At 41.9% G+C, this 26,159-nt stretch carries 18 protein-coding genes; 7 read left to right on the top strand and 11 right to left on the bottom strand.

All coding sequences use genetic code 11. The features are described from left to right. Window positions 1-7 precede the first annotated feature (7 nt). Window positions 8-1,258, bottom strand: a complete 1,251-nt coding sequence (locus QLG00_RS03120; protein WP_004938801.1) for a NupC/NupG family nucleoside CNT transporter — start codon at window positions 1,256-1,258, stop codon at window positions 8-10. A 674-nt stretch (window positions 1,259-1,932) separates the two neighbouring features. Continuing rightward, complete coding sequence (locus tag QLG00_RS03115) at window positions 1,933-2,280, bottom strand: hypothetical protein (protein WP_055414805.1); 348 nt, start codon at window positions 2,278-2,280, stop codon at window positions 1,933-1,935. 266 nt (window positions 2,281-2,546) lie between these two features. Between QLG00_RS03115 and rbsK the strand changes: the two genes are divergently transcribed. Further along, window positions 2,547-3,476: a ribokinase gene (gene rbsK, locus QLG00_RS03110; RefSeq protein WP_004938810.1), complete on the top strand. Its 930-nt coding sequence runs from the start codon at window positions 2,547-2,549 to the stop codon at window positions 3,474-3,476. A gap of 273 nt (window positions 3,477-3,749) precedes the next feature. Next, window positions 3,750-4,235 (top strand): Lrp/AsnC family transcriptional regulator, encoded by a 486-nt coding sequence (locus QLG00_RS03105; RefSeq protein ID WP_004948198.1) that lies wholly within the window; start codon window positions 3,750-3,752, stop codon window positions 4,233-4,235. 207 nt (window positions 4,236-4,442) lie between these two features. Here the strand turns inward: QLG00_RS03105 and QLG00_RS03100 are convergent, their stop codons facing one another. From QLG00_RS03100 to QLG00_RS03090, 3 genes are all read right to left on the bottom strand, one after another. Then, on the bottom strand, window positions 4,443-7,082 hold the full coding sequence (locus QLG00_RS03100) for a bifunctional aconitate hydratase 2/2-methylisocitrate dehydratase (protein WP_055414801.1): 2,640 nt from the start codon (window positions 7,080-7,082) through the stop codon (window positions 4,443-4,445). A gap of 579 nt (window positions 7,083-7,661) precedes the next feature. Further along, window positions 7,662-8,021, bottom strand: a complete 360-nt coding sequence (locus QLG00_RS03095) for a hypothetical protein (protein ID WP_282470485.1) — start codon at window positions 8,019-8,021, stop codon at window positions 7,662-7,664. 92 nt (window positions 8,022-8,113) lie between these two features. After that, window positions 8,114-8,500 (bottom strand): metal-sensitive transcriptional regulator, encoded by a 387-nt coding sequence (locus QLG00_RS03090; protein WP_004948210.1) that lies wholly within the window; start codon window positions 8,498-8,500, stop codon window positions 8,114-8,116. 65 nt (window positions 8,501-8,565) lie between these two features. Between QLG00_RS03090 and QLG00_RS03085 the strand changes: the two genes are divergently transcribed. Then, entirely contained in the window at window positions 8,566-10,959 is a 2,394-nt protein-coding gene (locus QLG00_RS03085; protein WP_282470484.1) for a heavy metal translocating P-type ATPase, read from the top strand. Between the two features lie 7 nt (window positions 10,960-10,966). Next, complete coding sequence (locus tag QLG00_RS03080; protein WP_282470483.1) at window positions 10,967-11,179, top strand: cation transporter; 213 nt, start codon at window positions 10,967-10,969, stop codon at window positions 11,177-11,179. Between the two features lie 54 nt (window positions 11,180-11,233). Here the strand turns inward: QLG00_RS03080 and QLG00_RS03075 are convergent, their stop codons facing one another. Together QLG00_RS03075 and QLG00_RS03070 are read right to left on the bottom strand one after the other, a co-directional pair. Then, a complete protein-coding gene (locus QLG00_RS03075) occupies window positions 11,234-15,730 on the bottom strand; it encodes a translocation/assembly module TamB domain-containing protein (protein ID WP_282470482.1) in 4,497 nt (1,498 codons plus the stop codon). A gap of 24 nt (window positions 15,731-15,754) precedes the next feature. Beyond that, window positions 15,755-18,433: an autotransporter assembly complex family protein gene (locus QLG00_RS03070; protein ID WP_076032158.1), complete on the bottom strand. Its 2,679-nt coding sequence runs from the start codon at window positions 18,431-18,433 to the stop codon at window positions 15,755-15,757. Window positions 18,434-18,602: 169 nt separating this feature from the next. Here QLG00_RS03070 and QLG00_RS03065 point away from each other — a divergent pair, with 169 nt between their 5' ends. Both QLG00_RS03065 and coq7 read left to right on the top strand, forming a co-directional pair. Beyond that, window positions 18,603-19,925: an MFS transporter gene (locus tag QLG00_RS03065; protein WP_149930185.1), complete on the top strand. Its 1,323-nt coding sequence runs from the start codon at window positions 18,603-18,605 to the stop codon at window positions 19,923-19,925. A 4-nt stretch (window positions 19,926-19,929) separates the two neighbouring features. Continuing rightward, entirely contained in the window at window positions 19,930-20,565 is a 636-nt protein-coding gene (gene coq7, locus QLG00_RS03060) for a 2-polyprenyl-3-methyl-6-methoxy-1,4-benzoquinone monooxygenase (protein ID WP_004938843.1), read from the top strand. 138 nt (window positions 20,566-20,703) lie between these two features. Here coq7 and QLG00_RS03055 read toward each other — a convergent pair whose 3' ends face one another. The 4 genes from QLG00_RS03055 to QLG00_RS03040 are packed head-to-tail and all read right to left on the bottom strand — an operon-like array spanning window position 20,704 to window position 23,606. Further along, the gene (locus QLG00_RS03055; protein WP_282470481.1) at window positions 20,704-21,165 is read right to left on the bottom strand and encodes a 2-amino-4-hydroxy-6-hydroxymethyldihydropteridine diphosphokinase; all 462 of its coding nucleotides are present in this window, start codon (window positions 21,163-21,165) and stop codon (window positions 20,704-20,706) included. Then, a complete protein-coding gene (gene folB / locus QLG00_RS03050; protein ID WP_004938848.1) occupies window positions 21,122-21,502 on the bottom strand; it encodes a dihydroneopterin aldolase in 381 nt (126 codons plus the stop codon). The genes QLG00_RS03055 and folB overlap by 44 nt, the downstream gene beginning before the upstream one ends. 18 nt (window positions 21,503-21,520) lie before the next feature. Continuing rightward, complete coding sequence (locus tag QLG00_RS03045) at window positions 21,521-22,819, bottom strand: AarF/UbiB family protein (protein WP_111811808.1); 1,299 nt, start codon at window positions 22,817-22,819, stop codon at window positions 21,521-21,523. Window positions 22,820-22,865: 46 nt separating this feature from the next. After that, window positions 22,866-23,606, bottom strand: a complete 741-nt coding sequence (locus QLG00_RS03040) for a HesA/MoeB/ThiF family protein (protein WP_282470518.1) — start codon at window positions 23,604-23,606, stop codon at window positions 22,866-22,868. 483 nt (window positions 23,607-24,089) lie between these two features. Here QLG00_RS03040 and QLG00_RS03035 point away from each other — a divergent pair, with 483 nt between their 5' ends. Further along, entirely contained in the window at window positions 24,090-26,066 is a 1,977-nt protein-coding gene (locus QLG00_RS03035; RefSeq protein WP_282470480.1) for a hypothetical protein, read from the top strand. Window positions 26,067-26,159 lie beyond the last annotated feature (93 nt).

Raw genomic sequence — 26,159 nt, 5'->3', positions numbered from 1 at the left:
AACGCAATTAGAGCGCGAAGCCTAGACAAATACCGGCAATTGTCGCGCTCATCAAGTTTGATAAAGTTGCGGCCAACAACGCACGGATGGCAAGTTTAGATAATACGGGCGTCAGTTTTGGTTCTACCATACCAAAAGCACCGAGTACTACACCAATCGAGCTGAAGTTGGCAAAACCACACAACCCAAAAGAAATAATGGCTGCGGTATGTGCCGAAATGGTTTGATCTGCCAGATGCGGCGCTAAGTTTAGGTAAGCAACAAACTCATTGATGACCAGCTTTTGCCCAAGCAAAGAACCTGCTAACTGCGCTTCATTCCAGTCCACGCCCATCACATAAGCTAAAGGAGAAAGGACATAACCAAAAATGGCATCTAGACTCAAGCCTGAATAGCCAAACCATCCACCCACGAAACCGAAGATACCGTTCACCAGACTGAGCAGGCCAACAAAAACCATAATCACGGTTCCGACACCTGCTGCAATTTTAAGCCCCATCATGGCGCCATTCGCAGCGGCTTCAATGATATTAGATGGACGTTGTTCGCCAAATTCAAGATCCGATACTTCAACAGTTGAAGGCTCAGTGGCTGGACTCAATAAACGTGCAAACAGAATACCGCCAGGAATCGCCATCAGCGAAGCCGCCAATAAGTATTCCATGGGTACGCCTAATCCGGCATAGCCAACCAATACCGAACCAGAAACAGCAGCCATACCACTACACATGACGGTAAACAATTCATTTTTATTCATACGTAACAAAAATGGACGCAACGCGGCTGGTAATTCGTTTTGACCAATAAAGATGGTCGTCACCGCAGCAAAGGACTCAACCTTACTGATACCCAGCGCTTTTTGAAACAAACCACCCAGTACTTTAATAAATACCGTCATGATTTTTAAATAATACAAAATCGAAATCAGGGCAGTAACAAAAATAATGGTTGGCAGTACTTTCAGTGCAAAGATAAAACCTGCGCCATTAAATACCGTGTTCATCTGATCGCCGACCAAGGCACCGAACAAGAAAGCGCTGCCTGAATCTGCATAACCAATCACATGGTTTACGCCATTGGCAAGCTGTTCAAAAATGTATTTTCCTAATGGGACATACAAAATGATAATTCCAAGCAGGAACTGCAAACCCAAAGCCGGTAAAATCGTTCTCACTTTAATCATGCTTCGGTTATTGGAAAAAATATATCCAATCAACAAAAGAATAAAAATACCGATCAATCCACGATATTCAAACATTTTCATCTCCGTAACCTGAGCACACCCCATTCCAGCAACTCATGTCAACATCGTTGTACCTGCTGTATAAACAAACCAAGATGTCGTTACTGATCGCCCTGTACTCGAATTACCTTATCGCGCCATTCAGTGATGCTTCATAATCACTGATTTGTAAAATGAGGAATTGGAGACAATACAAAGATCATGCCATCTCAAAAAACAGCATGAATCTGAAAATTATCTTACCAATCATGATTTTGCCAGCTTTATACAAGGGGCAAATAATGCAAAAAGCCTAAAAATAAGCATTTGTTTTTAAACAAATATTTAATTGGGCTATTTATCGGGCGGTAAATTTAACAAAATTTTGCAGAGATTTCGAATGTTTTTTTTAGACTGCCCGATCAATTTTGATCAAATTAAAAAGCAGTATCGCATTTTTTTATTTTTTTCTTTTTATAATCGTGACTTAATTATATCAAAATCATAATAAAAATTTATAGCATTACAAAATTCTGCTTATGAATACCAGTGATGGTCTAATACGTTGCCTTTTTTGAACTAACGGTAAAAAAACAGTGCGTATTGAATCGTTTTTATACATTTAATTTTATGAACTTAGTGAAATACAGCAATGAGATTCAAAAAAAAAACAAGCACGGAATGTGCTTGTTTTATGGAGAATTCATTTGTTATGCCGCCTTTGGATAGGTAATCACTTTACCCTGTGCCAGATGCGCAATTGCGTTACTGTTAAAATCGATAGTTAAAATATGGTTGTCATGGCTGATATGGTAAGCTTTCACCAATGGTTCATTTCCATTATTGGTTTCAATCACGTATTCGTCCACGATATTGAGAATACCTTCTAAGTTGGTACTGCTCGAAGCGAAGTCATGATCAAAGAGATCATAAATCGTATTTAGGTTGAAGGTTTCTTGCACATGATTTGGATGATGCTTGATGTAGTTTTCTAGGAACAAAACAAGTTTGTGTGCAAAGAAATAGTAGTTCGGCTTATGAGTATAATGCAGATTCATCTCTGACTCCTTCAACAGTCTAGAATATCATTGTTTGTATGCCACTCATTTGTTTTAGGATTTCTATCTTAAATTAGTCTTAAAACACCTCCTTATACATATCATTCTCACAATACGATAACATTATTAATTTTTGTTACTTTGCTTAAAAAAGCTGAATAACTAATCAGCAATATGGGCCACTTTTTTTAAGCGCTTGTTTGTTAAATTATACATCGCTTAAAATTAAAGGCATAATACGCCGCTTTTTAAATTTAGAGTTTCTAATGAGTTCAACCCGTCCTTTGCTTACTGTAATTGGCAGCATCAATGTTGACCATATCCTTTCTCTTGAACACTTCCCTCATCCGGGACAAACCCTGAATGGTCAGGAGTATCAGGTCGCGTTTGGTGGCAAAGGTGCAAATCAGGCAGTAGCAGCAGGCCGAAGTGGCGCCAATACCAGTTTTATTGCCTGTGTAGGTGGCGATGCCGTGGGCGAACAAATTCGTCACCAGCTCATCAAAGACCACATTGATACTCAGGCAGTACGTGCCGTTGAAGGTTTCACCACAGGTGTCGCACTGATTTTTGTTAATCAGCATGCAGAGAATTTTATTGGTATTCATGCCGGTGCCAATGCTGCGCTTGATATTGCATATATCGATCAGCATGCAGAGCTAATTCAACGCTCAAGCGCAATTCTTTTACAGCTTGAAACACCGTTGGCGACTATCTTGCACGCTGCAAAGCTTGCCAAAGCTGCTGGCGTAAAAGTGATTTTAAATCCGGCGCCAGCTTGTGAGTTGCCAGAAGAATTACTACGTTTGGTCGATATTATTACGCCCAACGAAACTGAAGCTTTGAGCCTTACTAATGTGATTGTGCATGATGATCACGACGCTGCCGAAGCGGCAAATGTGTTGCATCAAAAAGGCATTAAAACTGTAGTCATTACTATGGGCTCTCGTGGTGTTTGGCTGAGTGAATACGGTCAGGGCAAACTGATTGAAGGGTTTAAAGTAAATGCAATCGATACCATTGCCGCAGGCGATACCTTTAACGGTGCATTTGTGACGGCACTTCTTGAAGGAAAAACCGCACAAGACGCTGCACGCTTTGCCAATGCAGCCGCCGCAATTGCCGTTACCCGATCTGGTGCCCAGCCGTCTGTGCCATGGCGTCAAGAAATTGATGACTTTTTGGCATCTCGATAAATGTATTTTGCATAAAAAAACGCAGATATTTCTGCGTTTTTTTATGCTTATTTTACTATTTCAACGCGTGAAGCAAGCCTATTGAAAAGCACCCTTCTTTTCAATAGACTCGCTGCACATCAAAATCACTACCCATATGACTTTGATTGAATAAAAACATCTTAACTTGAACGCTCTCAAAAATTTTACCGAATATTCAATTTTTTTTAGTTCTAACAGCATAAAATTTATGTATATTGAAAATATACAGCATAATTTTCTTTGGTTTAAATTTTGAACAGCACAGAATACACATTAGACCGTACAGATCGGAAAATTTTATCTGCCCTTCGTGGTAATGGCCGACTCACGATTGCACAACTTTCCGAAGAGGTCGGTTTATCATCCTCACCTTGCTGGACACGACTAAAGCGGCTTGAATCACTTAAAATTATCGATGGTTATACTGCTAATATTAATGCCAAAGCCATTGGAATTAATGAATTATTTTTTATTGAAATTACACTCGAACGGCATGACGATGAAATGCTCGAAAACTTTAGCGAAGCACTCGCAGAGATTCCAGAAGTGATTGAGGCGCATTTGGTTACCGGAGAATACGACTATCTTGTAAAAGTTGCGGTGAAGGATTCAGAACACTATGAGCGGTTTTTAAGAAAGAAACTTTATTCCATTAAAGGAATTCGGCATACACGTTCGACTTTTGCACTACGCCCATTAAAATTGGCGCATACCGCAGATTTTATGCTGATTGAATAATGTTGAAGATAGTTGCTGCAACTGACAGCTAAATATGATTTAATACGCGCAGTTTGAGATGAGCCTCATACAGTATATGACTCGATTCGTATACGACTAGCCCCGCTAATATGCGGGGCTTTTTATTTGCATAATAAAAAAATACCATAAAAAAAGGGGCTGATTTCTCAGCCCCTTTTTACTCATTTAAACTCAATCATCAATCAATTAAGTTAACTGAGCCGCAGCAATTTTCTTAGTATCTACTTTATCCGCAGCATTGGTATATTCTCCCATTTGGTCGAAATTCAAATACTTGTAGATATCAGCAGACATGCTGTCGATTTGTGCTGCATATTGTTGGTACTCTTCTGGCGTTGGTAATTTACCAAGTACAGCAGCAACAGATGCAAGCTCGGCAGATGCCAAGTATACGTTAGAGCCTTGACCCAAACGGTTCGGGAAGTTACGTGTAGAAGTCGATACAACTGTAGTATTTGGTGCAACACGTGCTTGGTTACCCATACATAATGAGCAACCCGGCATTTCAGTACGCGCACCAGCACGACCATAGGTATTGTAAAAACCTTCTTCCATTAACTGGTGTTCGTCCATACGTGTTGGTGGTGCTAACCATAAACGAGTTGTTAATGAACCACTTGGTACTTTCTCAAGTAACTGACCCGCTGCACGGAAGTGGCCAATGTTGGTCATACAAGAACCGATGAACACTTCATCAATTTTGTCGCCTTGAACGTCAGAAAGAAGTTTCGCATCGTCTGGGTCGTTCGGGCAGCAAAGAATCGGCTCTTTGATGTCTGCAAGATCAATTTCATACACTTTGGTGTATTCAGCATCCGCATCCGCTTTAAGAAGTGATGGATTAGCCAACCATTTTTCCATGTTTTCAACACGGCGCGCCATTGTACGTGCATCACCATAGCCTTGTGAAATCATCCACTTCAACATGGTAATATTTGAACGCAAGTACTCAGCTACTTTCTCTTCAGAAAGCGTGATTGCACAACCCGCTGCAGAACGTTCAGCAGACGCATCAGACAATTCAAATGCTTGCTCAACAGTCAAGTCAGTTTCCATTTCCGACAAGTCGATTTCTAAGATACGACCAGAGAAAATGTTTTTCTTACCTTTCTTCTCTACCGTTAAATCGCCTTCTTTGATTGCGTAGTAAGGAATTGCATGTACAAGGTCACGTAGCGTAATACCAGGCTGCATTTTACCTTTAAACTTCACAAGTACAGATTCAGGCATATCGAGTGGCATAACACCAGTCGCTGCCGCGAACGCAACAAGGCCAGAACCCGCTGGGAACGAAATACCGATTGGGAAACGTGTATGTGAGTCACCACCAGTACCGACTGTATCTGGAAGCAACATACGGTTTAACCAAGAGTGGATAATACCGTCACCTGGACGAAGCGACACACCACCACGGTTCATGATGAAGTCTGGCAATGTGTGTTGCATTTGTACGTCGACTGGCTTTGGATAAGCAGCAGTGTGACAGAACGATTGCATAACCAAGTCAGCAGAGAAGCCCAAGCAAGCCAAATCTTTTAACTCGTCACGTGTCATTGGACCAGTGGTATCTTGAGAACCAACAGTCGTCATCTTAGGTTCACAGTAAGTACCCGGAATAACGCCTTGACCTTCTGGAAGACCACAAGCGCGACCCACCATCTTCTGCGCTAAAGTAAAACCTTTGCCTGTTGCAGCAGGTTGTACTGGCGTACGGAATAATGTAGATGGCTCAAGACCTAAAGCTTCACGCGCTTTCGCAGTTAAACCACGACCTACGATCAAGTTAATACGACCACCCGCACGTACTTCGTCTAGAAGTACTGGCGTTTTAAGTTCAGATTCAGCAATTTGCTCGCCGTTTTTAAACGCAGTGACTTTAGCTGCTGCGTGGTCAATCTTAAGAACGATTTCGTCGCCCATGTTCATGTTGGCAACATCAATCTCTACAGGTAACGCACCAGCATCTTCCATGGTATTAAAGAAAATCGGCGCGATTTTAGAACCTAAGCAGTAACCACCGTCTTTCTTGTTTGGAATGTGCGCGATTTCGTCACCGAAGAACCAAAGCACAGAGTTTGTTGCAGATTTACGAGATGAACCTGTACCCACAACATCACCAACATAAGCAACTTGATTGCCTTTCGCAATAAGTTCTTTAATTTGGCTTAGTGGACCAATTTCACCTTGTTTTTCAGGGTTGATGCCATCACGCTCGTTTTTCAACATTGCATTTGCGTGTAATGGGATATCCGGACGGCTCCAAGCATCTTGCGCTGGAGACAAGTCGTCGGTGTTGGTTTCACCCGTCACTTTAAATACGGTTAATTTGATTTCTTCTGGTACATCTTTGCGGCTGGTAAACCACTCAGCATCTGCCCAAGATTGCAAAACTGCTTTCGCGTTAGTGTTACCCGCTTTTGCTTTGTCTGCCACATCATGGAATGCATCAAATACAAGAAGTGTTTTTTTCAGTGCATCTGCTGCTAAAGCACCGAGTTGGGCATCATCCAGTAGCTCAACCAATGGTGCAACGTTGTAACCACCAAGCATGGTGCCAAGTAAATACACTGCACGTTCTTTCGAAACGAGTGGAGAGGTCGCTTCGCCTTTTGCCAAGGCTGCCAAGAAAGCAGCTTTAACATATGCCGCTTGGTCGACACCTGCTGGAACGCGATTTTCAAGCAAGTCGACGAGGAATGCTTCTTCACCTGCTGGCGGGTTTTTAAGTAATTCGACTAAGTCAGCAGTTTGAGCATCATCAAGTGGCTTCGGTGGTACACCGAGTGCGGCACGCTCTTCAACGTGTTGGCGGTAAGCTTCTAGCACAGTGTTATTCCTCTTTTTAAAAATTTACTTGTGAATTCCTGCTTATTAAAGCTTCACAAGTAATATGGACAGCAAAATTTTACTAAAAATCAAGTGAAAAGTTAATGCAAGGACCGTATTTCTCCGTGATTCTCGTTATTTTATAGCGAAATAGTAGTACACCCTAAACAGCGCTAAAAACCATTCAAAATACCTGTAGTTCTTGCAATTGCTTCCTGATTTTTTGCTCCCTTTTGCATTCATCAAAATGCAGATGCATCATGCATGATTTAATCATGAAATGCGATATCCACCTTGCAGATCCTTTAAAAGAAATCATCTATGTATCTACACGAGTGTGCCAATAAAATGAGTGAATTTTTAGCAAACACAATGTCAAATATGAGGAAAGCCGTGTTAGACATGATGCAATAATCAAAATTGTTTTAAACTGTAGAATTGTCAGGCCCAGTGATCTGAATTAATCAGAATTCCAATCGATCATGTGGTTGCTTTATTTTATTCAAAGACGATTCGCCAACATGGGCGAATCAATCATATGGCATTATTTTATAAAGTAATTAAGCTTATCTCTTAAAATTAGAACTGCTTGTAATTTGGCACTTTATCGTGTGGAGTTACCAAACATTTTTGCGTCACTTCACTTCGGATCTGCTCACGGATTGCATCTGGCTTATACGTCACTTGCTGTTGTGGCAGTGCATACACCTGTTCAACAATACTTAAAATAAAAGTTTTGGTGAACGGCTCTTCAATTTTATTGGCATGTTCAACGGCTTGTGTTTTCTGAATGCCATTTTGACGATCGAGCAAAATTGAACGCGCCGCATTGCCCATGCTGGTACAGTAGCCATGCCACTGTTCTTCAGGGGTAAGTGGTTTTTTTTCGCCACAGCCAACCAGTGCAACCAAGACAGTCAACGGTAGAAATTTTTTCATGAACGCTCTCCTTTGCAAATCATGATACTGAAATTTAGTTATTTTCCCAACTAGAACTTGGTTAAGTTTTTCATAGCGATACGATCAATTTTCTAGCGCATTTTTTTAATGAGCGTTAAAAGCTCATCCATGACCTCGTCTGTATTGTCATCTAACACCGCACGGCGCACACAGCCTTTAACGTGATCGTCAAGTAATTGCCTAGACACTGCGTCAAGCGCAGATCGAATGGCAGAAATTTGAGTGATGATATCGACACAATATCGATCATTTTCAATCATTTGGCTGACGCCATTGACTTGCCCCTGTACTCGACTCAATCGATTCAGCAATGCTTTTTTATGCGGTTGAATCACCTGCTTCGGACTTTGGCCAGTTTGAGTTTCAGATGTCTCACATTGCATACAAGCTGAAGGCTGAGTACTTGAATCAGCCTCTGATGTGTTGTGCTTCGAGGTGCCGGATTGAGGTTTTGACATATTGAGAGTCCTTCACAAATATACCCCATTGGGGTATTATTGATTTTATTTTACAGGAAATTAAAATGTCAGTACATACACATCAAGTGCGTCACTTTAATCTTCCTGTTCACGGTATGTCGTGTACAGCTTGTGCCATGCGGATTGAAAAAGTCCTGAATCGCTTACCAGATGTTCACGCCGAGGTCAGCTTCGCCAATGAGCGTGCACAAGTACGTTTGCAAGGCAGCGCCAGTTCGATAGAAGACGTGATTCAGGGGATTCAAAAGGCAGGTTTTGCCCTTCATGAAAACACGCTTGAATTAAACATTGAGGGCATGAGTTGTACGGCTTGCAGCCAACGTATCGAGAAAGTTCTCAAACGCCAGCCAATATTGGATGCTCAGGTTAATTTTGCCACCGAAACGGCATCCGTGCGTTATGTAGAGGGCTTGATTACGCCACAAGAGATTATCTCGACCATTGAGAAAGCAGGATTTACAGCTCAGCAAAAAAAGACAGATGTTGACATCGAAAGTGCCAATCGATCTGCCCAGTTTAAACAACAAAAATGGCTATTTTTAACTGCTGCATTATTTACTCTTCCGTTATTCATTGAAATGCTGGCGATGATGCTGGGCTACCATGAAATTATTCCGCGAGGTATACAGTGGCTACTGGCTACTCCCGTACAGTTTTGGTGTGGTCGTTTTTTTTATAAGCATGCCTTGAATGCAGTACGAGGCGGTTCTGCCAATATGGATGTATTGGTGGTTTTAGGTACCAGTGCCGCGTATTTGTTTAGTAGTGTTGTTTTATTTTTCAACTTATCAGAGCATGTCTATTTCGAAGCCAGTGCCAGTATTATTACCCTTGTGTTATTAGGTAAATTACTTGAAGCACGTGCCAAAGCCAAAACTGGAGCAGCCATTGAGCAGCTGTTAAATTTACAGCCAAAACAGGCACATCAAGAGATCAATGGTCAAATTATTGATGTGGATGTCGATCAGCTTGCGCTTAATGATATTTTTATTGTTCGTGCTGGAGAAAGCATTCCGGTAGATGGAATAATTATTGAGGGCAATTCTGAAGTAAATGAAGCAATGCTCACGGGTGAAAGCATGCCGGTTTCCAAGCAGCCCGATGATTCGCTTTTTGCAGGAACAGTAAACCACCATGGCGTACTGAAAGTTCGTGCCACTGGTATTGGTCAACACACCATGATTGCCCGAATTGTGCACATGGTGGAGCAGGCTCAAGGTTCCAAAGCAGAAATCCAGCGCCTTGCCGATCAAATTTCTTCAATTTTTGTTCCTGCTGTTCTTACTATCAGTGTACTCACCTTTGGCTTTACATGGTGGTTTACAGATACATTTACAACCAGTCTGATCAGTGCAGTTGCTGTTTTGGTGATTGCCTGCCCTTGCGCACTCGGACTCGCAACACCCACAGCGATTATGGTGGGAACAGGGCGCGGGGCGCAATCAGGTATCTTATTCCGTAATGCACAGACACTTGAGCATGCTCAGCGCATCACCACACTCGTGCTGGATAAAACAGGTACACTCACGCAAGGTACGCCAGTGGTGGCCAGCACCACCATACAAGCGTCTATTACAGCCAAAGTGTTTTGGTCAGTTATCAGCGCGCTTGAAAGCCATTCCGAACATCCAATTGCTCGCGCATTGGTTGATCATGCCCAGCAGCTGAATATCGAATCAAATCCTGTGCAAAATATTGAAATTTTACCGGGTCACGGTATCCAAGCTGAACTTGATTCACAGCGTGTTCTACTCGGATCGCCTCGCTTACTAGCTCATCATGATGTTCAGCTTGATCAAGCATTGATCGAAAAATTTGAACAGCAAGGGCAAACTGTAATTGGTCTTGCCATAAACGGCCAGATTCAGGGGTATGTCGGATTACACGATTCAATTCGTCCAGATGCAAAATCAACAATTGCCGCACTGAAGGCCCGTGGTATTGACGTCATTATGCTGACTGGTGATACCGCACGTGTTGCACAAGTGGTTGCTGAGCAACTTGAGATTCAACATTATATCGCAGGCGTTTTACCTCAAGATAAACTCAGTGAAATCGAGCGTTTGAAGCAACAAGGTAAATGGATTGCAATGGTTGGTGACGGAATTAATGACGCACCAGCACTTGCTACAGCAGATGTTGCTTTTGCAATTGGTGCAGGTTCAGAGATTGCAATTGAAGCGGCCGATGTGGTGCTGATGCGCAATCAACTCAGCGGCTTGATTCACGCAATTGACTTGTCTCAAGCCACCTTATCTAAGGTTAAACAGAATCTTTTCTTTGCCTTTATTTACAACTCGCTTGGTATTCCTCTGGCAGCACTGGGTTTACTAAATCCAGTGCTGGCAGGCGCTGCGATGGCACTCAGTTCGGTTTCGGTATTATCGAATTCTCTGCTTTTGCGTCGCTGGAAACCACGCCCTTTTTCTTCGGAGTGAAGTGATCATGTCGCATTATATTTTTCATGTTGAAGGAATGTCCTGTAGTGGATGTTCAAGTAAGATCAAGTCTGCTCTCTCTGCACTTGAGCACGTTCAAAATGTAGAGGTCGATCTCGCTTCGGCTGAAGTTAAGGTGTATAGCGATGCTGCACAGGAACTCAATCGAGATACCCTTGTAAGTACAATAGAAGACTTGGGTTTTGATGTGGTGCGCTAAATGCATCTCAATAAAAAAGGGCAATCGATCGGATTGCCCTTTTTTATTCTGGCATTAGAAGCGCCAGTTGTAGAAAATATCGAGCGATCGTTCAAGTGCCTGACTCGCTTCAAGGTATAAGCGCTTATTCACCTGATAACGCAAGGTCAGTTTATTGACTGGTGTAAATACGCCTACACCATATCGAATAAATAAATCTGGTGTGATGTAGCCCGTCAGGCTGACTTGGGTATCATCGCCTGTGCCTTGTGCGTCTAGAGCCAAACCGCTCAAACCGAAGGTCCGACCAATCTGATTCGTCAGTGCACGCGTTCCACCCAAGCCCATACTGATCCCTGCTGCTGCAATGGTATTGTTCACATCCGATTTAAAGCCGGCCGTATTGCTTAAACTACTACTTCCTTCATTGATTCGGCCTGTCACCAAGGCATTGAGTGCCTCTTGTTCAGACAACCCTGCATCGTTATAAATCTGAATATTCGGTACCGAAGCTGTTCCCGTGACACGTACACCGACCGTACTGCCCTGCACACTCTTATTGGCATCGACATCAAGGGTTGGATTTGAAACCGGTCCATTGAAACGGGCAATTGCACGATTTAAATCTAGACTCTGCCCATAGGCTTCAATTTTAACCTTCTGACTCACCCCAATTGCCCCTGAGGCATTCATTGCAGTATCTAAACCACGCTGGGTAAGGTTTAAACGACCGACCAATGGTATACGACTATTAAAACCTTGGAAAATCACTTGATTGCCAATCGAAACGCCAATATCCGCACGAATTTGCCATGGTTTTGCCGCACGCAAAATCGCCAGCTGATCTTGGCCTTCACGCACTACGCGAACATCCGAAGAAACACCAACCACAGGTTCAGTCGCTTCAGGCATCGAAATTAATGCACGTGGTACATCGACTTTTCCTTGCACCGTTAAACGCTTACTTACAGGATACGCTTCCATCGAGATATCCGGTGTCACCAGTGCCGTAATCAATGGCACCTGACGAACCAGTAAATTTTCACCTTTAAGATTTAACTTGATACGCGGATCACCTTTCCAGTCGATATCTCCGGTAAGGGTGCCCGCACCACGACCACTGTTAAACGCACCGTTAACACTTGCAGAATCTTGGCGAATAGATGAATACAACTGAATGTTAGTGAGATTGACAGGTAGCGAAATCATGCTGATTGCACCGTCTTTTAGTCGCATTTCTCCAGTTATTTGTGGCTGTGTCAGTGTTCCATTAACTTTACCCGCCAACGATAACGTGCCTGCCATTGAGCGCACATCACTAATAAATGGTTTGAGTACTTTGAGTTGCACATTGTTAAATGCGACCTCACCCGACATCGGCATTGGTGTCTGATACGGATTAATGACAACTTTGGCATAGCCTGTACCAATTGCATCTGTTTGTACATCTAAACGCATCAGCAAACCTTGCGGAACACTTTTGGCAATCACACTTAACTGGTTATAGCTCAACGTCGATGCTGGATCTTGCGGATCAGACGCTGCCAAACCAATTTCACCATTACGCGTAACCAGCTGTGCATCGACTTGAGGCTTGCCGCCATTGGCCCAATTGGCCTTGGCGTAACCATTGAGCTTACCAGTAATGGCCAGCCCCTCTGGCATAAATGCGGCAAAGTCATTTAAGTCTAAGTTACGAGTTGCAAAGGATACATTACCACGCTGCTGACTCACCCGTAGCGGCTGATCAAAGCATAGCTGGCTTTGCTGGCTGGCCCAGCAATGCTGCCCCACAAATAACTCTTGGCGAGCGCGATTAAAGATTACAGCCGCATTTTGCTGCTGCTTTAATACCGCACGACGAGAATCAAATACACCTTGCTGAATCTGGCCAAACCAGTCATTTGAGGCATTAAAGCCACCCGCCAGTTGTACATAAAACTTAGAATAGTAATTCCAGCCTTGAAGTTGAACCAGATGTGCCTTACGCGTACCAGACAAGGTAATGCCGGCATACTGGATTTGACGCGTGCCACTTTGCAAATCATTTAATGTAGCTTTGAGTGATGTTGGAACGCTCTCAGATGTCGGTAATTCACCTTGAATCAGAATTTTTTTGATGCTGATGGTGTTCAGACCAAAATTATCTACAGCCAGATTCGCCGTCGCTTTAAGCCGTGGCTGCGCCTGTAGATTTAAATAACCGTAAGCACGACCACGCAGCGGTGCATAAATCTCATTGAGTGCAGGTGCATTTACTTTTAAACGTAAATTTTGTGCATTTCCTGAGGCTTGAACTTGGTTCTTCCCATAGGCTAAAAAGAGATTATTGGCTTCAAACTGCTGCGGTAATAAGCCTTTCTGATTTGCATTGATCACCAACGCAAGATTCCCCATTCCACGAACCAGTTTATTATTGATATAGCCCGCGAGATTAAGTTTTTCCAGATTGATACGTTTGCTTTGCTCAGACCAAAGCCCTTGCGTCTTTAGATTACCCGATACTTCACCACGAACGCTCGAAACAAAATACTGTGGCTTGAATCGCACCAGAGAAGCATTGATATCCCAAGCAATTGCATTTTTTAGATTCACCAGCCCGCTGGCAAAAATTTTACCTGCGACACCATCGTGCTGAAGCTGTGCGATTTTGATCAATTCAGGCGTACCTGAAATATTAAATTTGAGTAACCCTTTGCCTTGATTCAGCGCATTTAAGCCGCCGTCATATTGAATAGCGAAGCCTTTAAAACCACCACCCGATTTTTCATCGTGAAAAACCATGGCAGCCGTACTGGTACCCGTCAGTTCAATCACATCATTTGGCCCAGAATTTGCCAAGTGTCCTTTTAAATCAATCGCATTAAGCTGAATAATCTGCTGGTTGGGTTTGGCATAGCCATTGGCTTTGACTTGTCCATTCAAACGATCGACAGGCGCAGCAGTCGAGATCGATTGCGGATTGAAGTCTTTTGCCGTTAGAAATGCATTCCATTTAAGCTGACGCTTTTCAGTTGGCAACTCAACTTTCGCTTGTCCACTTAAACTACCAGTTTGCGTGGCTTTGTAAGTAAATGCCGGTATATTTAAAATATTGTCTTTTAAATCTAGTCGTGCATCGTATTGACCGGGAGGCAACGTTGCCTGTTCATGTGCTTTAATGACAGTCGCAACATGAATGTCTTGTTTATTGTCAACTAACGCCAGATTAACTTGCCCGGAATCACTACTGAGCCAACCAATGTATGGCATGGCACGATCAATTTTACTCCATGAGATATCCAGCAATAACGGTTGTGGTTTAGCCTTGGCTTCTGCCTGATTCAGCTTAACCGACCACGCTTCATATTTGTCAAAATCAAGATTGGCAGTGAGTGCCATTCCATTTTCAAGCGTTCCTTTCGAGCTAATATTGGCATCGAGTGAAGGCGGTAGAAAATCTTGAATCGCTTGCGGAATCACTTCATCTTTAGGATTTAATCGATTCAGACGACCATTCACATCCCATGTCACACGATCATGCCATCCCACATAACCGGCTAAATTGACAGATCCTTTCATGAGCTGACCATTGAAATCCTGAATGGTTAATCCATTGACCAGATCCGTTTGCATATTGGCAGTATATTGCCCTTCAGGGATGTTTTCGCCCTTTAAGTCTGTATCAAGCGTAAGGGCCAATGACTGGACATCCCCTTTAAATTTTGCAACGCCGTTTTTGGCAAAAAGCTTTTGCTCGACCAACAATGGAAGATGATAGTTCTTAAACTGAAGCTCACCAAACATTGGCACATGATCACGCACAGGATGCACCACGACCCATCCTGTAAGTAAATCTGGTGTATTGGTTGCAACACCTGCCTGAATCGTGTCTAAAGTCCCTTTGGCCGCCACTTTAATGGTTTTAATATTCAGGCTATTTAAGGACGGTAAACTCAGATCACCTGTAAGCGACAGCGGATATTTCCCGCTAAAGGTCATTTGGCCTGTGGCATTTTTTACCGCCAGATAGCCCATATCGAATTCTGAATCTTCAAACTTTAACTCTGTGCCCGACCATAATGCATCTTTGAGATAGATATCATTAAAATCAACATGAGTTCCGCTGGTTTGAATGCGCAAGTGATCCACATTGGCTTCATTCACACGCAAAATAAACGGCAGTTTGATTTCGCTAAACTTAAATGGTTCTCCGGTAGGCTTGGCATAGCTGATAATCTGCAAATTTTCCACATCAGCATGGCTTAAATGCACCTCTTTATTGATCAGTGCACGCCAACCCAGCCCAATATCGGCATGATCTATTTTTATATCGAGTTCTTTGAGTTTGACTAAGATATTACGCAGAATAATACCGTTGAGCAGATTTCCACCTTCGTATTCGTAGCGAATAATTTGCTGGCGTTCCATCACCCGATCAAGCAAAAATTTACTCCCACGGTCCGTCGATACCATGATGGTCAAGGCAGACACTAAAAACAGCAGAATAATGCCGAACGTAAATAAAACACTTCTTAAAATACGGCGTTTTTTTTCTGGTTTTTGAGCTGGTTGCTGTTCGAATTCACCCATAATGATCCTAGTACAAATTTTGTTTTAAAGTTGTGGGCCAATAAAGAAATGTAAACGAATCGGATGGTTTGGATCGGAAATCCCCGATGCCACATCGATACGAATTGGTCCAACAGGTGATTTCCAGCGAATCCCCACCCCTACACCATATTCTGTTGGTGTATTAAAATCTTTATCATAAGCATTACCAAAGTCAGAGAATACTGCAGCTCGCCAACCCTCTTTGAACTGATAATTATATTCAAGTGATCCAACAGCCAAGGCTTGCCCACCCACTTTATAGCCAAATTCGAGTGGTGCAAGGCTCTTATAATCGAAGCCGCGTATGCTTTCATCTCCACCGGCAAAGTAGCGCAAATTGTATGGTACTTTCTCGAAGTCATTGGTGAAGATATAGCCTAAATCTGCTCGTCCGACAAATTGGTGATCGTCATTTTCACCTACTGAATAAATAGCACGCCAAGCGGCAGCTGGCATAATAATATTGGCATCTGAAATCAGGGCATCACTTGCCACCTGAAGCTTATAGGTTTGCTTAAAACCCTTGGTCGGATTGATATTGTTATTGCTACTGGTTTTAGAAACTGAATAGCCAAATAGCAAAGCCTGTTGATTTGGATCGGAACCAGGCACCTTAAATGCATCTGGTAAACTAGATTCATCAACCGTACCGCGCTGGTTAAGTGAATCTACGCGATAGCGAACGCCATAGGTTTGTTGCCAACCACCCAGTGGATTTTTGATAATTCGCTCTGCACCAATCACAGCAGTCTGAGTTTCAAGGGTGACGTTTGGTCCAATATCATTGTCAAGTTCACGCTCAAACCCACCCACAATACTGATGTAATCATTGAGCGGATGTTTATAGGGAATGTTATAACGCACATCGACCGCTTGACGAATTTGCGAGACTTCCATGTTGGCATCGAATGAGTGGCCACGGCTATTTACGATCGCACGGCGATATTGACCACGCACTCGAAATCCCGTATCGGTTCCATAACCAAAACCAGTTTCGATACTGTTTAAACGATCTGCATTGAGTGTCACGATCACAGGAATTTTCTTTTCTTCACGCGCTTTATTTTCAAGCTGATTACGCTCAGACTCTTGTTCTTTTTGCTCGCTACGCTGTAATCGTAATGCTCGATCTTGATTGTCAGACGCTTGTGTGCCAGCAAACTCTGCTTCATCTACAACATTTTGCGTCACTTCATTTGCAGACACAACTTTTTTACCCTGTTGAGGGCTTTGTTGTAACGTTTGTGATTGATTATCTTGATCCACCAAGGCCTGTAAATCTGGCGGCAACTCTAATGGCTTTTGAATCGGGTCTGGTTTAATTGTATCGACCAAGGTGTAGTTAAAGTAACGGGAGTTGGTCAAGTTGTTGGCCAGTGCATTGACACGCCAGAAAGTGTAGTCGTCTCCCTCTTTCCAAGGTGTCATGCTGAGCAATACATCCATATCGAGGGGAATTTTCTTCGAAGGATCACTCATTCGAAATTCAACATTACCCAACTGATAACGCTCGCCTGTTTCATACTTTAAATTGATGTCGGCTGTATTTTGAGGTTGATTAACACGCACATCATGCAAGCGCCAATAACTATCAAAAAATCCGTTATCTGAGGCCACTGTCGCAATACGTGATTTTGTTTCTTCGTATTTACCGTGATTTAAAATATCACCCACGTCTTGTTCAGGAACAAGTCGAATCACTTGGAATTGAGGCAGCGATGCACCTGGGCCAGTGAAGTCGATATTTTGCTCTTCAATTTTAACTGGCTCATGCGGTATAACATTGACACGAACTTTGGAGTCGCTCAACTTTTCAAATTTAAACTCGGCGTTGTAATATCCCACCGCCTGCGCAGCCTGATTCGATAAGTTACGAAGTTGCGGTAATGAGCTATTAAAATCTTGAAAAGCTTCTTGAGAATAACTCGATAACTTCGCCTTAATATTTGCAGCCAGCTCAGTTGGCGCACCTTTTACCTCTGCCGTAATACGAGGAATGGATTGTCCGCCAAGGTCTCGCTTTGGCTTAATCTTATCGATAATTCGTTTAAAGAATCCCTTTTTTTCTTCGGGTTGGCTGGCTTGTTGCAGACTGGTTCGTTCAAGCGTTTGACCAGTGGTATTGGCCTGAACATTAATCTGGCTATCCGAGCGGATTTGCTGCATCAGATTATCAACATTAACGGGAGCCTGATTAATCTGTGCCAGATCTTGCGATGGATTGGTCGTGGCAGATGTCGCTGAAGTCGGTGCTCTTGATGCAGTAGCCTGAGCTTCTGCTTTGGCTTGCTCTGCAACACGGTAAATTTCGTTGGCCATTGCCGAATCTACGGCAGTCGATGGTAAATTTTCAAGATCTTCAAACTCTATTGGTTTGAATTCTGCAATTGTTTTTGAAGATTGCGCTTGTTGTTGCAAGATTGCCAAACTATCCTGCTGGTTAGGTGCTGTTGTTGATACACTCGTGGCAACGTTATTAAGATCATTAGAGTCGATTGTAGGCTGAGTCTGCGATGAGCTCGATGCAGCAACAGATGGGTTTATTTCTTGAGCATAACTGGTCGACACCGTCAAACCCAATAACATGCTCGTGTAGATGAGTTTATTCAGGTCATGTACATTTAATATAAAACGTACAGACTGGGCAAGCGCGGACTGTTTAAATTTTTTGGTCGCAAGCATGTACAATGAACTCTAAACTTATTTTATTAATGGACTGCACAAATGTACCGATAATACTGATAAATCAATTGATTTTTCACTCGATCAACTACCGAAGTATCATACATGATTTTGAAGCAAACTTAACAAGGCAATGACACTTCTTAATAAAACGCAATGAAATATACACATGATGAAAAACAATGAACATCTCCTGAGCACTCGTCGTTTTTTGCCGATGTTTCTCACCCAGTTTTTTGGCGCATTGAATGACAATGTGTACAAACAATCCTTGTTGCTGGTCATTACCTATGGCTGGATCAGCCAACAAAATGCCAGTGTGAGTACCTTAAACAATCTTGCTGCGTTATTGTTTATTTTGCCTTACTTTATTTTTTCTGCAACGGCTGGGCAAATTGCAGATAAATATGAGCGCGCTCAGTTGGTTAGAGCGATTAAGATTCTTGAGATTGTGATCATGCTAATCGGTATGGCAGGCTTCTTAACGGGTCATTTGTATTTACTGATGATTGCGCTTTTTATGATGGGCATTCACTCCACTTTTTTTGGGCCGATCAAATACGCAATATTACCAGAGATTTTAAAACCCAATGAACTCATGTCTGGAAATGCGCTGTTTCAGTCGGGCACATCAATTGCAATTTTACTCGGTATGATTTTGGGCGGTGCAGTGATTGCGTCGTCAGATGGCAATTTACTATGGATCAGCCTAATGGTGGTCGGCATTGCCCTGATTGGGTACATTTGCAGTCGCTTCGTACTTAAACAAAAAGTATCTGCGCCTGACATTAAAATCGACTGGAATTTTTTTAGAACCAGTTTGCAAACCATTCGTTATGCCAAAAGTCTACCGCTGATTTTCACCATTTTGCTTGGAAACTCATGGTACTGGTTTTATGGTGCGACCTATCTTACCCAGATTCCCCAAATGACCCAACAAAACCTGCATGCTTCTGAAAATGTTGTGAGTCTTTTGCTCACCTTTTTTTCGGTAGGCATTGGGGTGGGATCATTGCTGTGCCGTAAAATTGGTGGGTCTGAGCTCAACATCAAGATGGTTCCGATTGGTGCAGTTGGCCTGACTGTATTTGCCTTTTATCTGGCTGCGAGTTTGTCGTTTGTTCCAGAACGAACCGGCGCCCTGCTTAGCCTAAAAGAGATATTCACCTCCGGACAAGTGTATTATCACGTCATGCTGGCTATCACTTTACTGGGAATTAGCGGTGGATTTTATATTGTACCGCTCTATGCCATGATGCAAGCCTATTCTCCTCGCTCTCACCGCGCGCGCGTAGTGGCAGCGAATAATATTTTAAATGCCGCATTTATGGTGAGTTCTGCCATTTTTTCGATTGTCATTTTAAGTATTTTAAAAATAGACATTAAAATATTATTTATAATTACAGCCATATTCAGTGCAGTATTCACATTCTGGCTCTTACGTAAACTTCCACCCATGCTGCATAATGCTCAAGATACTTTAGAGGACTAATCCTATGCGTCAGTACAATGGTGTTGATCGACTCATTCAATCTTTTGATCAGGCGTTGCGCAGCTTAGTACCAGGCGCAACAGCTGCCCAGCGCAGCAATCCGGCAGACAACGCATCGACCCATTTAAGTGTCAGCGATGCACGCCATGTCGCAGGTTTGATGCGAGTTAACCATACTGGTGAGGTCTGCGCGCAAGCGCTGTATCATGGGCAGGCACTGACCGCAAAATTGCCAAATGTCCGTGATGAAATGAAACAAGCTGCGCTAGAAGAACAGGATCATTTGGCTTGGTGTGAAGACCGGCTTAAAGAACTAGACAGTCTGCCAAGTTTATTAAACCCAGTTTGGTATGGTCTTTCATTTGGTATGGGTGCTATTGCAGGAATTGCAGGCGACAAATACAGCTTGGGCTTTGTTGCCGAAACAGAACGTCAGGTAAGTCTGCATTTGCAAAGCCATCTAGACCAGCTACCTGCTCACGATGATCGATCTAAACGTATCTTAGAGCAAATGAATCAGGATGAACTACATCATCGCGAATCGGCACTTGAGGCTGGCGGTGTTGAATTGCCATTTGCAGTCAAAATTACCATGACTGCGATTTCCAAACTCATGACGACAACCAGTTATTATATTTAATTTGCATATCAAGCAATCGATTAAACGCCCCTTTAGTTCGCATTCATTCGTGCGATACTAAAGGGAATCGATATTTATCAAGCTTGATTTTTTATATTTAAATAGATGTTTGAAGATAAATAACAACTAAAAAATCGATCAATGCGTCGATGCGTAAAAATGATCAGTTTTAAAATCAACCACTGGAAAATTAGACACTTCAACCGCAAGGGCAGGATTTTGCCAGAGCGTAGAAAGTGGAATTTTCACATCAAGTGCCAACGGCATTTTTTTTGGATTAAACTGCATTTGATCGAGCTGCTTACCCCATGCGATTAAGTCGATATCTAAACTGATCTGGTGTGAAGGTCGGATACGCCCCGCTTGTACCTCTAAGTGCTTAAGCTCGACTTCAATCTCGGCAGATGTCTTGTTTGAGATGAGCAAACAGGCCGAATTCCAATAATCTTGACCGACACCATCTCGGCATGGAATGAGATAAACATCTGAAAACTGCACCTCACCCCACGACTGAATCACCCGATAAGCCTGCGCGAAATGCTGCTCTGGCAGATGATTACTCGCCAGTGCGAGCGCAAAAATGTTTTCGTTGACGTTCAAGGCGAATTCCTACCGACTGAGCTTCTGCAATAATCGCAGGTTTACGAATGGTAATAATGATAGATTCAATCGTGGGAAAAGTCTCAAACAATTTTTTTAAGACCAGATGGGCGGCATGCTCAATCAGTTTAGGCTGAGCATGCTCGATTGCATGTGCAGCCAATTCACAAATCAATGCATAGTTAAGCGTATCATCTAGCTCATCAGATTGTGCTGCCCGTTGCAGATCGTTATGAATGGTCAAATCGAGTAACAAAGGTTGCTTGATTTGACGCTCCCAATTAAAACAGCCTACGACGGTATTGACCTTTAGGCCTTCAATAACAATGGCATCCATAACGAACGAACTCGACACTTAATGCTTTAACAACGATTGTGGCTCCATAGTTTGAACCATTTTCAAACGCTGGTCTGCATAAATATCGGTATAAGGTGCAAGGATGCGCATAAACCGATCAAAATACAGCATTTGTTTAAATAGAAGCGCAAAGTCACGCGGAAATTTAATGCCGTGACGCTCACCCACAGCCACCACATCCAGCATGATGTCATTTAAATCAGAGGGTTTCGACGCGAGAATATCTTGTGGATCGGCAAGTAATACACCACTAAATAGTCGTTCAAGATCTTGCGCGAGCACCGTCGTATCGACTTGAGTATCGGTCATGCCCATTTTGAGCATATTTTCAGCCATGGCCGTATAGTCGGTTTTTTGTAAGGCATCCATAAAAGCCAGACATGCTGTCCAGACTTGTGGGTTGAGTTGACCTACAATACCAAAATCGATAAACCCGATACGTCCATCTTCAAGCAGCATCAAATTCCCTGCATGTAAATCGGCATGAAAGCTTTTGCACAGCATCAAACTACCAAACCATGTGTTCATGGCAGTAATCAGCACTTGCGAAGGATCTTTAGAGTATTGTTTTACAACATCAAAATCCGTAAGTGAAACGCCGTATAAGCGCTCCATAGTCAACACGCGACGCGTCGAGAATTGATGATAAACTTTTGGGGCAGTTGCGGCTTGATTGTTGGTGAGTTTGAGATAAGCAGTAAAGTCATCTAGGTTTTGCGCTTCTTCGATAAAATCGACTTCACGAATCATTCGAATTTTGATTTCTTCAACAATGTCAGATAGCGATGCAAACTTCACCTTAGGAATTGCACGTTCAAACATACGTGTCACCCAATGCACCACATTGAGATCGGTATACAAGATGGTTTCAACACCCGGCTTTTGTACTTTAATGACTACATCTTCACCAGTGATCAGCTTGGCAGCATGAACCTGCGCAATAGATGCCGAAGCCAGCGGTTTTTCATCAATCGATGCAAAAATTTGCCCTAAATCACGCCCCTCGAACTCGCTGTCGAGCACACCTTGAATATAGCTAAAAGGGAGCGTTGGCGTTTGATCTAGGCACCCTTGAAACTCTTCGACATACTCACGAGGAAATAACGATGGCGTACTGGCAATAAACTGACCTAATTTAATATACGTCGACCCTAGTGATTCAAAGGTTTCACGCATCAATTTTGCATTACTCGGCTTTTCAACTGCATATTTATAGCCAGCTTTAGCTGCAAAAAAAGCGGTTTCGCCAATTCGTGCAACCGAGCGCAGTCCATCAAACAGAATATTTTTTTTCATATGATTCAATGTTATTTAACTCATTGGACAGTGTATCAAACTGAGTTTAGTTTACAGACAAACTTGCCTGACAAGTGGAACAATTTGTATCTTTTTCAAAATGTAAAATACGCTGTTTCATGCTGAGTCCATCCCAAAGCAATAACTTTTCTTTGAGTGGGCTTTTGTCTAACCCCAGATATAGCAGCGCATGATGCGCCTGAAGTGAGGCCATGACTACGGGTGTGGTGGCGAGCACTCCTGAATCTGCGCAGCGTAAGCCTTCATCTGCCATTTGCTCTTTTGGAAACAAGCATTCGTAACAGGCCGAATCCGCATCGACCATAAAGAGTTGACCTTGAAATCCAATCGCAGATGCACTAATTAATGGTATTGCATTTTTTTTACATGCTGCATTCACCACATAACGCGTTGTAAAATTATCACAACCGTCTAATACCAAATCTTGCTGTCGAACGAACTCATCGGCATTGCTTTGGTCAAGCTTACCCACATAAAACTCTACACGGATATGCGGATTGATTTGCATCAGACGTTTTGCCAAAGTATCGGATTTAAACTGCCCGATATCGGCAGGTGTAAATGCGATTTGACGTTGCAAATTACTGGTTTCGATGGTGTCGGTATCAATCAGCGTGATTTTACCTACGCCTGCTCGAGCCAGCAGCTCTGCTGTTGTACAACCGATTCCACCCGCGCCTACTATCAAAACATTGGCGAACTTTAGTTTTTCTTGAGCATCTAAATCCCATCCATCGAGTAAAATTTGTCTGCTATACAAATGCATTTCGGCATCATTTAGCTCTAAATCCAGATTGTCCTGATTGTTCACTCGTGATTATCCCAATTTATCAATACCAAATTCATCGCCATGATTATAAAGACAAGCTTGTGTTGTGAGATGTTTTATTTTGACAAAAGTGAACTTTTACCCCAATATTTTACTTACTCTTTAACAGTTAAATAAAATCAAAGACTTAGTTAGAGCTAAAATAAAATAGGTATTTTTATTTTATTTACTTTAGTATATTGTTTTTAATATATATTTATATATCTTATTACCTTCACTACCGCACAGGTAGCTTAGAAAAAGACTATTCTGATATCAATGCAATGCACATGCTTCACTACCGCATAGGTAGCTTTAATATATTTTGATCAATCATTTGAAGCATATTAATATAGTCACTCAAACTATCAATCAAATATTACTTTGCTGATTCATATCAGCTTTTACTGACGATAGATAAGAAAATTTTGAGTAAAAGAAATGACTGCATGGCAACAACTTGGAATAGAACCTACTACAAATTTAAGAGCAATTAAGAAAGCATACGCTATAAAGCTCAAACAAATTGATCAAGACACTCAGCCAGATCAGTTTATTTCATTGAGAGAGGCCCTTCAAACTGCCCAATATGAAGCGCAGTATGAATTGTCTGATCAAGAAGAGATTAATGATTCTATTTTTAATCATGAACAACGCACATACCACTTAATTGAGCAAACTGAATCTGTTCAAGAAATCGAAATTAATCAATCATCAGATAACGAACTTGAAGAAATTTATCTTGCAATTCAGCAGCGTATCATCGAGCAAGACATTCACTTTAATATTCGAGAAGCATTGCACGAATTTGGTGATCATCTCAATACAGTGAATGAAGAGGTAACGCGATTATCTTACATTGAACGCATGGATCACTTGTTACGTGATCACGATCTTGAAGACTTTATCGGCTATTTAGCAGAATCGATAGAACACTTAACTATAACATCTGACCAAACTGATGAGTTTTACAATCATTCAGAAATGGTTATTGACCTCAATGATGAACAATCTGATCAAAATATTACTCAGGGAATTGATCCTGTCACTGACGAGCTTTATCAAGTCAAACAGTTACTGTGGGAAGATAATATTAGTGATGACGTTTTTGAAAGATTTAGCTTACTACTCGATCAACAGTTTGATCTACCACTTGAGCAGCAAATTGAGATTAAAGACCAACTCATGAGTGCTGTGGCAGAGCTAAGAGTAGATACGATGAGCCCACAATATTTCAGGTTTCTTGAGCGTTGGAATGATGTATATCCAGATGATCTGCATGAATATAACGATCATTATTATCGTCGTATACTACAGCAACGCTTGCATGATTTTTTGCAGAAACGTGATTTATATAAATCATTATCGCATGAGGATTATTCTATCTTCGAGCACCTTTCAAGTTCACAAAGCTTTCATCCATTTAAGATGCTGCATCTTCAAAAACAGCTTGGACACCATCATCCAGAACAGAACGTCATGGATGTTATTGATCAATTTGAGATAGACGATACCGCATCCAATATCAACTACAACTTTCTTAAGAGCATCAATCATATAAAACACTTTGTTTTATTCAATTTAGTACTTTCTGTAGCTACTTTCTTCGTATTGAATCAGTTTTTATCAAATTTACTTACACAGAAAAGTCTGATTTTAATTTCAATTGGCGTTTTCATCGTATTTACATTTATTGTTCAACCTATAACTCATGCAAAAATTTTGGCTTTTCCAAATCGTGATGAGCAGTTACTTCGCTATCAGAAAATCTGGTTTATCAGCGGCTTTCTTATGTGCATTGCCGCTTCAGCTCTACCAACGATTCTGTATTCTTCACTGAGTTATCTATGGGTAATTTTTACAATTATTCTGTTGGGCTGCCTTAAACTAGATGCCCATAAAAATATGAATCGTATCTTTCAAAGCGCTTATATTAAATATGATTATCTGATGATAGGAATAGGTATAGCAATTTTGTGTCTTGGATTTGGTTTTATTTTTTATACTTTGGGTCAACCGTATCGACCTTGGCTCATCAGCTTTAGTTTAATTCCGATCAGTTGTTTATTATTTCCAGATTCATTTCGACCGCTGTTTTACGTGTTTGGTGCCAAGAAAAATACGGATGATTTAACCGAACAACAAGTTACACGCAAAGCTATCATCATTATTTTGCTTCGAATTGCTTTTGTTGGATCGGTTGGCTATTTTGTTATATCTGAAAATTCTCAGCACTATATTTATGCCGCCTGCTTAACTTTCGTAGGATTATTTTTTACGATATTCAACACCCAAAAATTTTCTTCTTTTATCAAATATATCTCTTATATCGCTACTATGATTGTTGGAGTTTATATCCTTATCTTAGGCCTTATCACTGCTTTTTATCTTTATCAAAGCATAAAAATAAAAAAATAGTTGAGTTAATTGCGTTGTAAAGATCGAGTGCCTGAAACTTCTGACAGGCACTCGTTCAACAAAGTTATGTTTACGTCATGAAAGGTTTTTCAT

This window comes from Acinetobacter sp. V89_7, from assembly GCF_029967895.1.
Lineage (GTDB): Bacteria > Pseudomonadota > Gammaproteobacteria > Pseudomonadales > Moraxellaceae > Acinetobacter > Acinetobacter soli.
The sequence above is the reverse complement of the archived record's forward strand: the minus strand, read 5'-3'. Positions and strand labels throughout refer to the sequence as shown.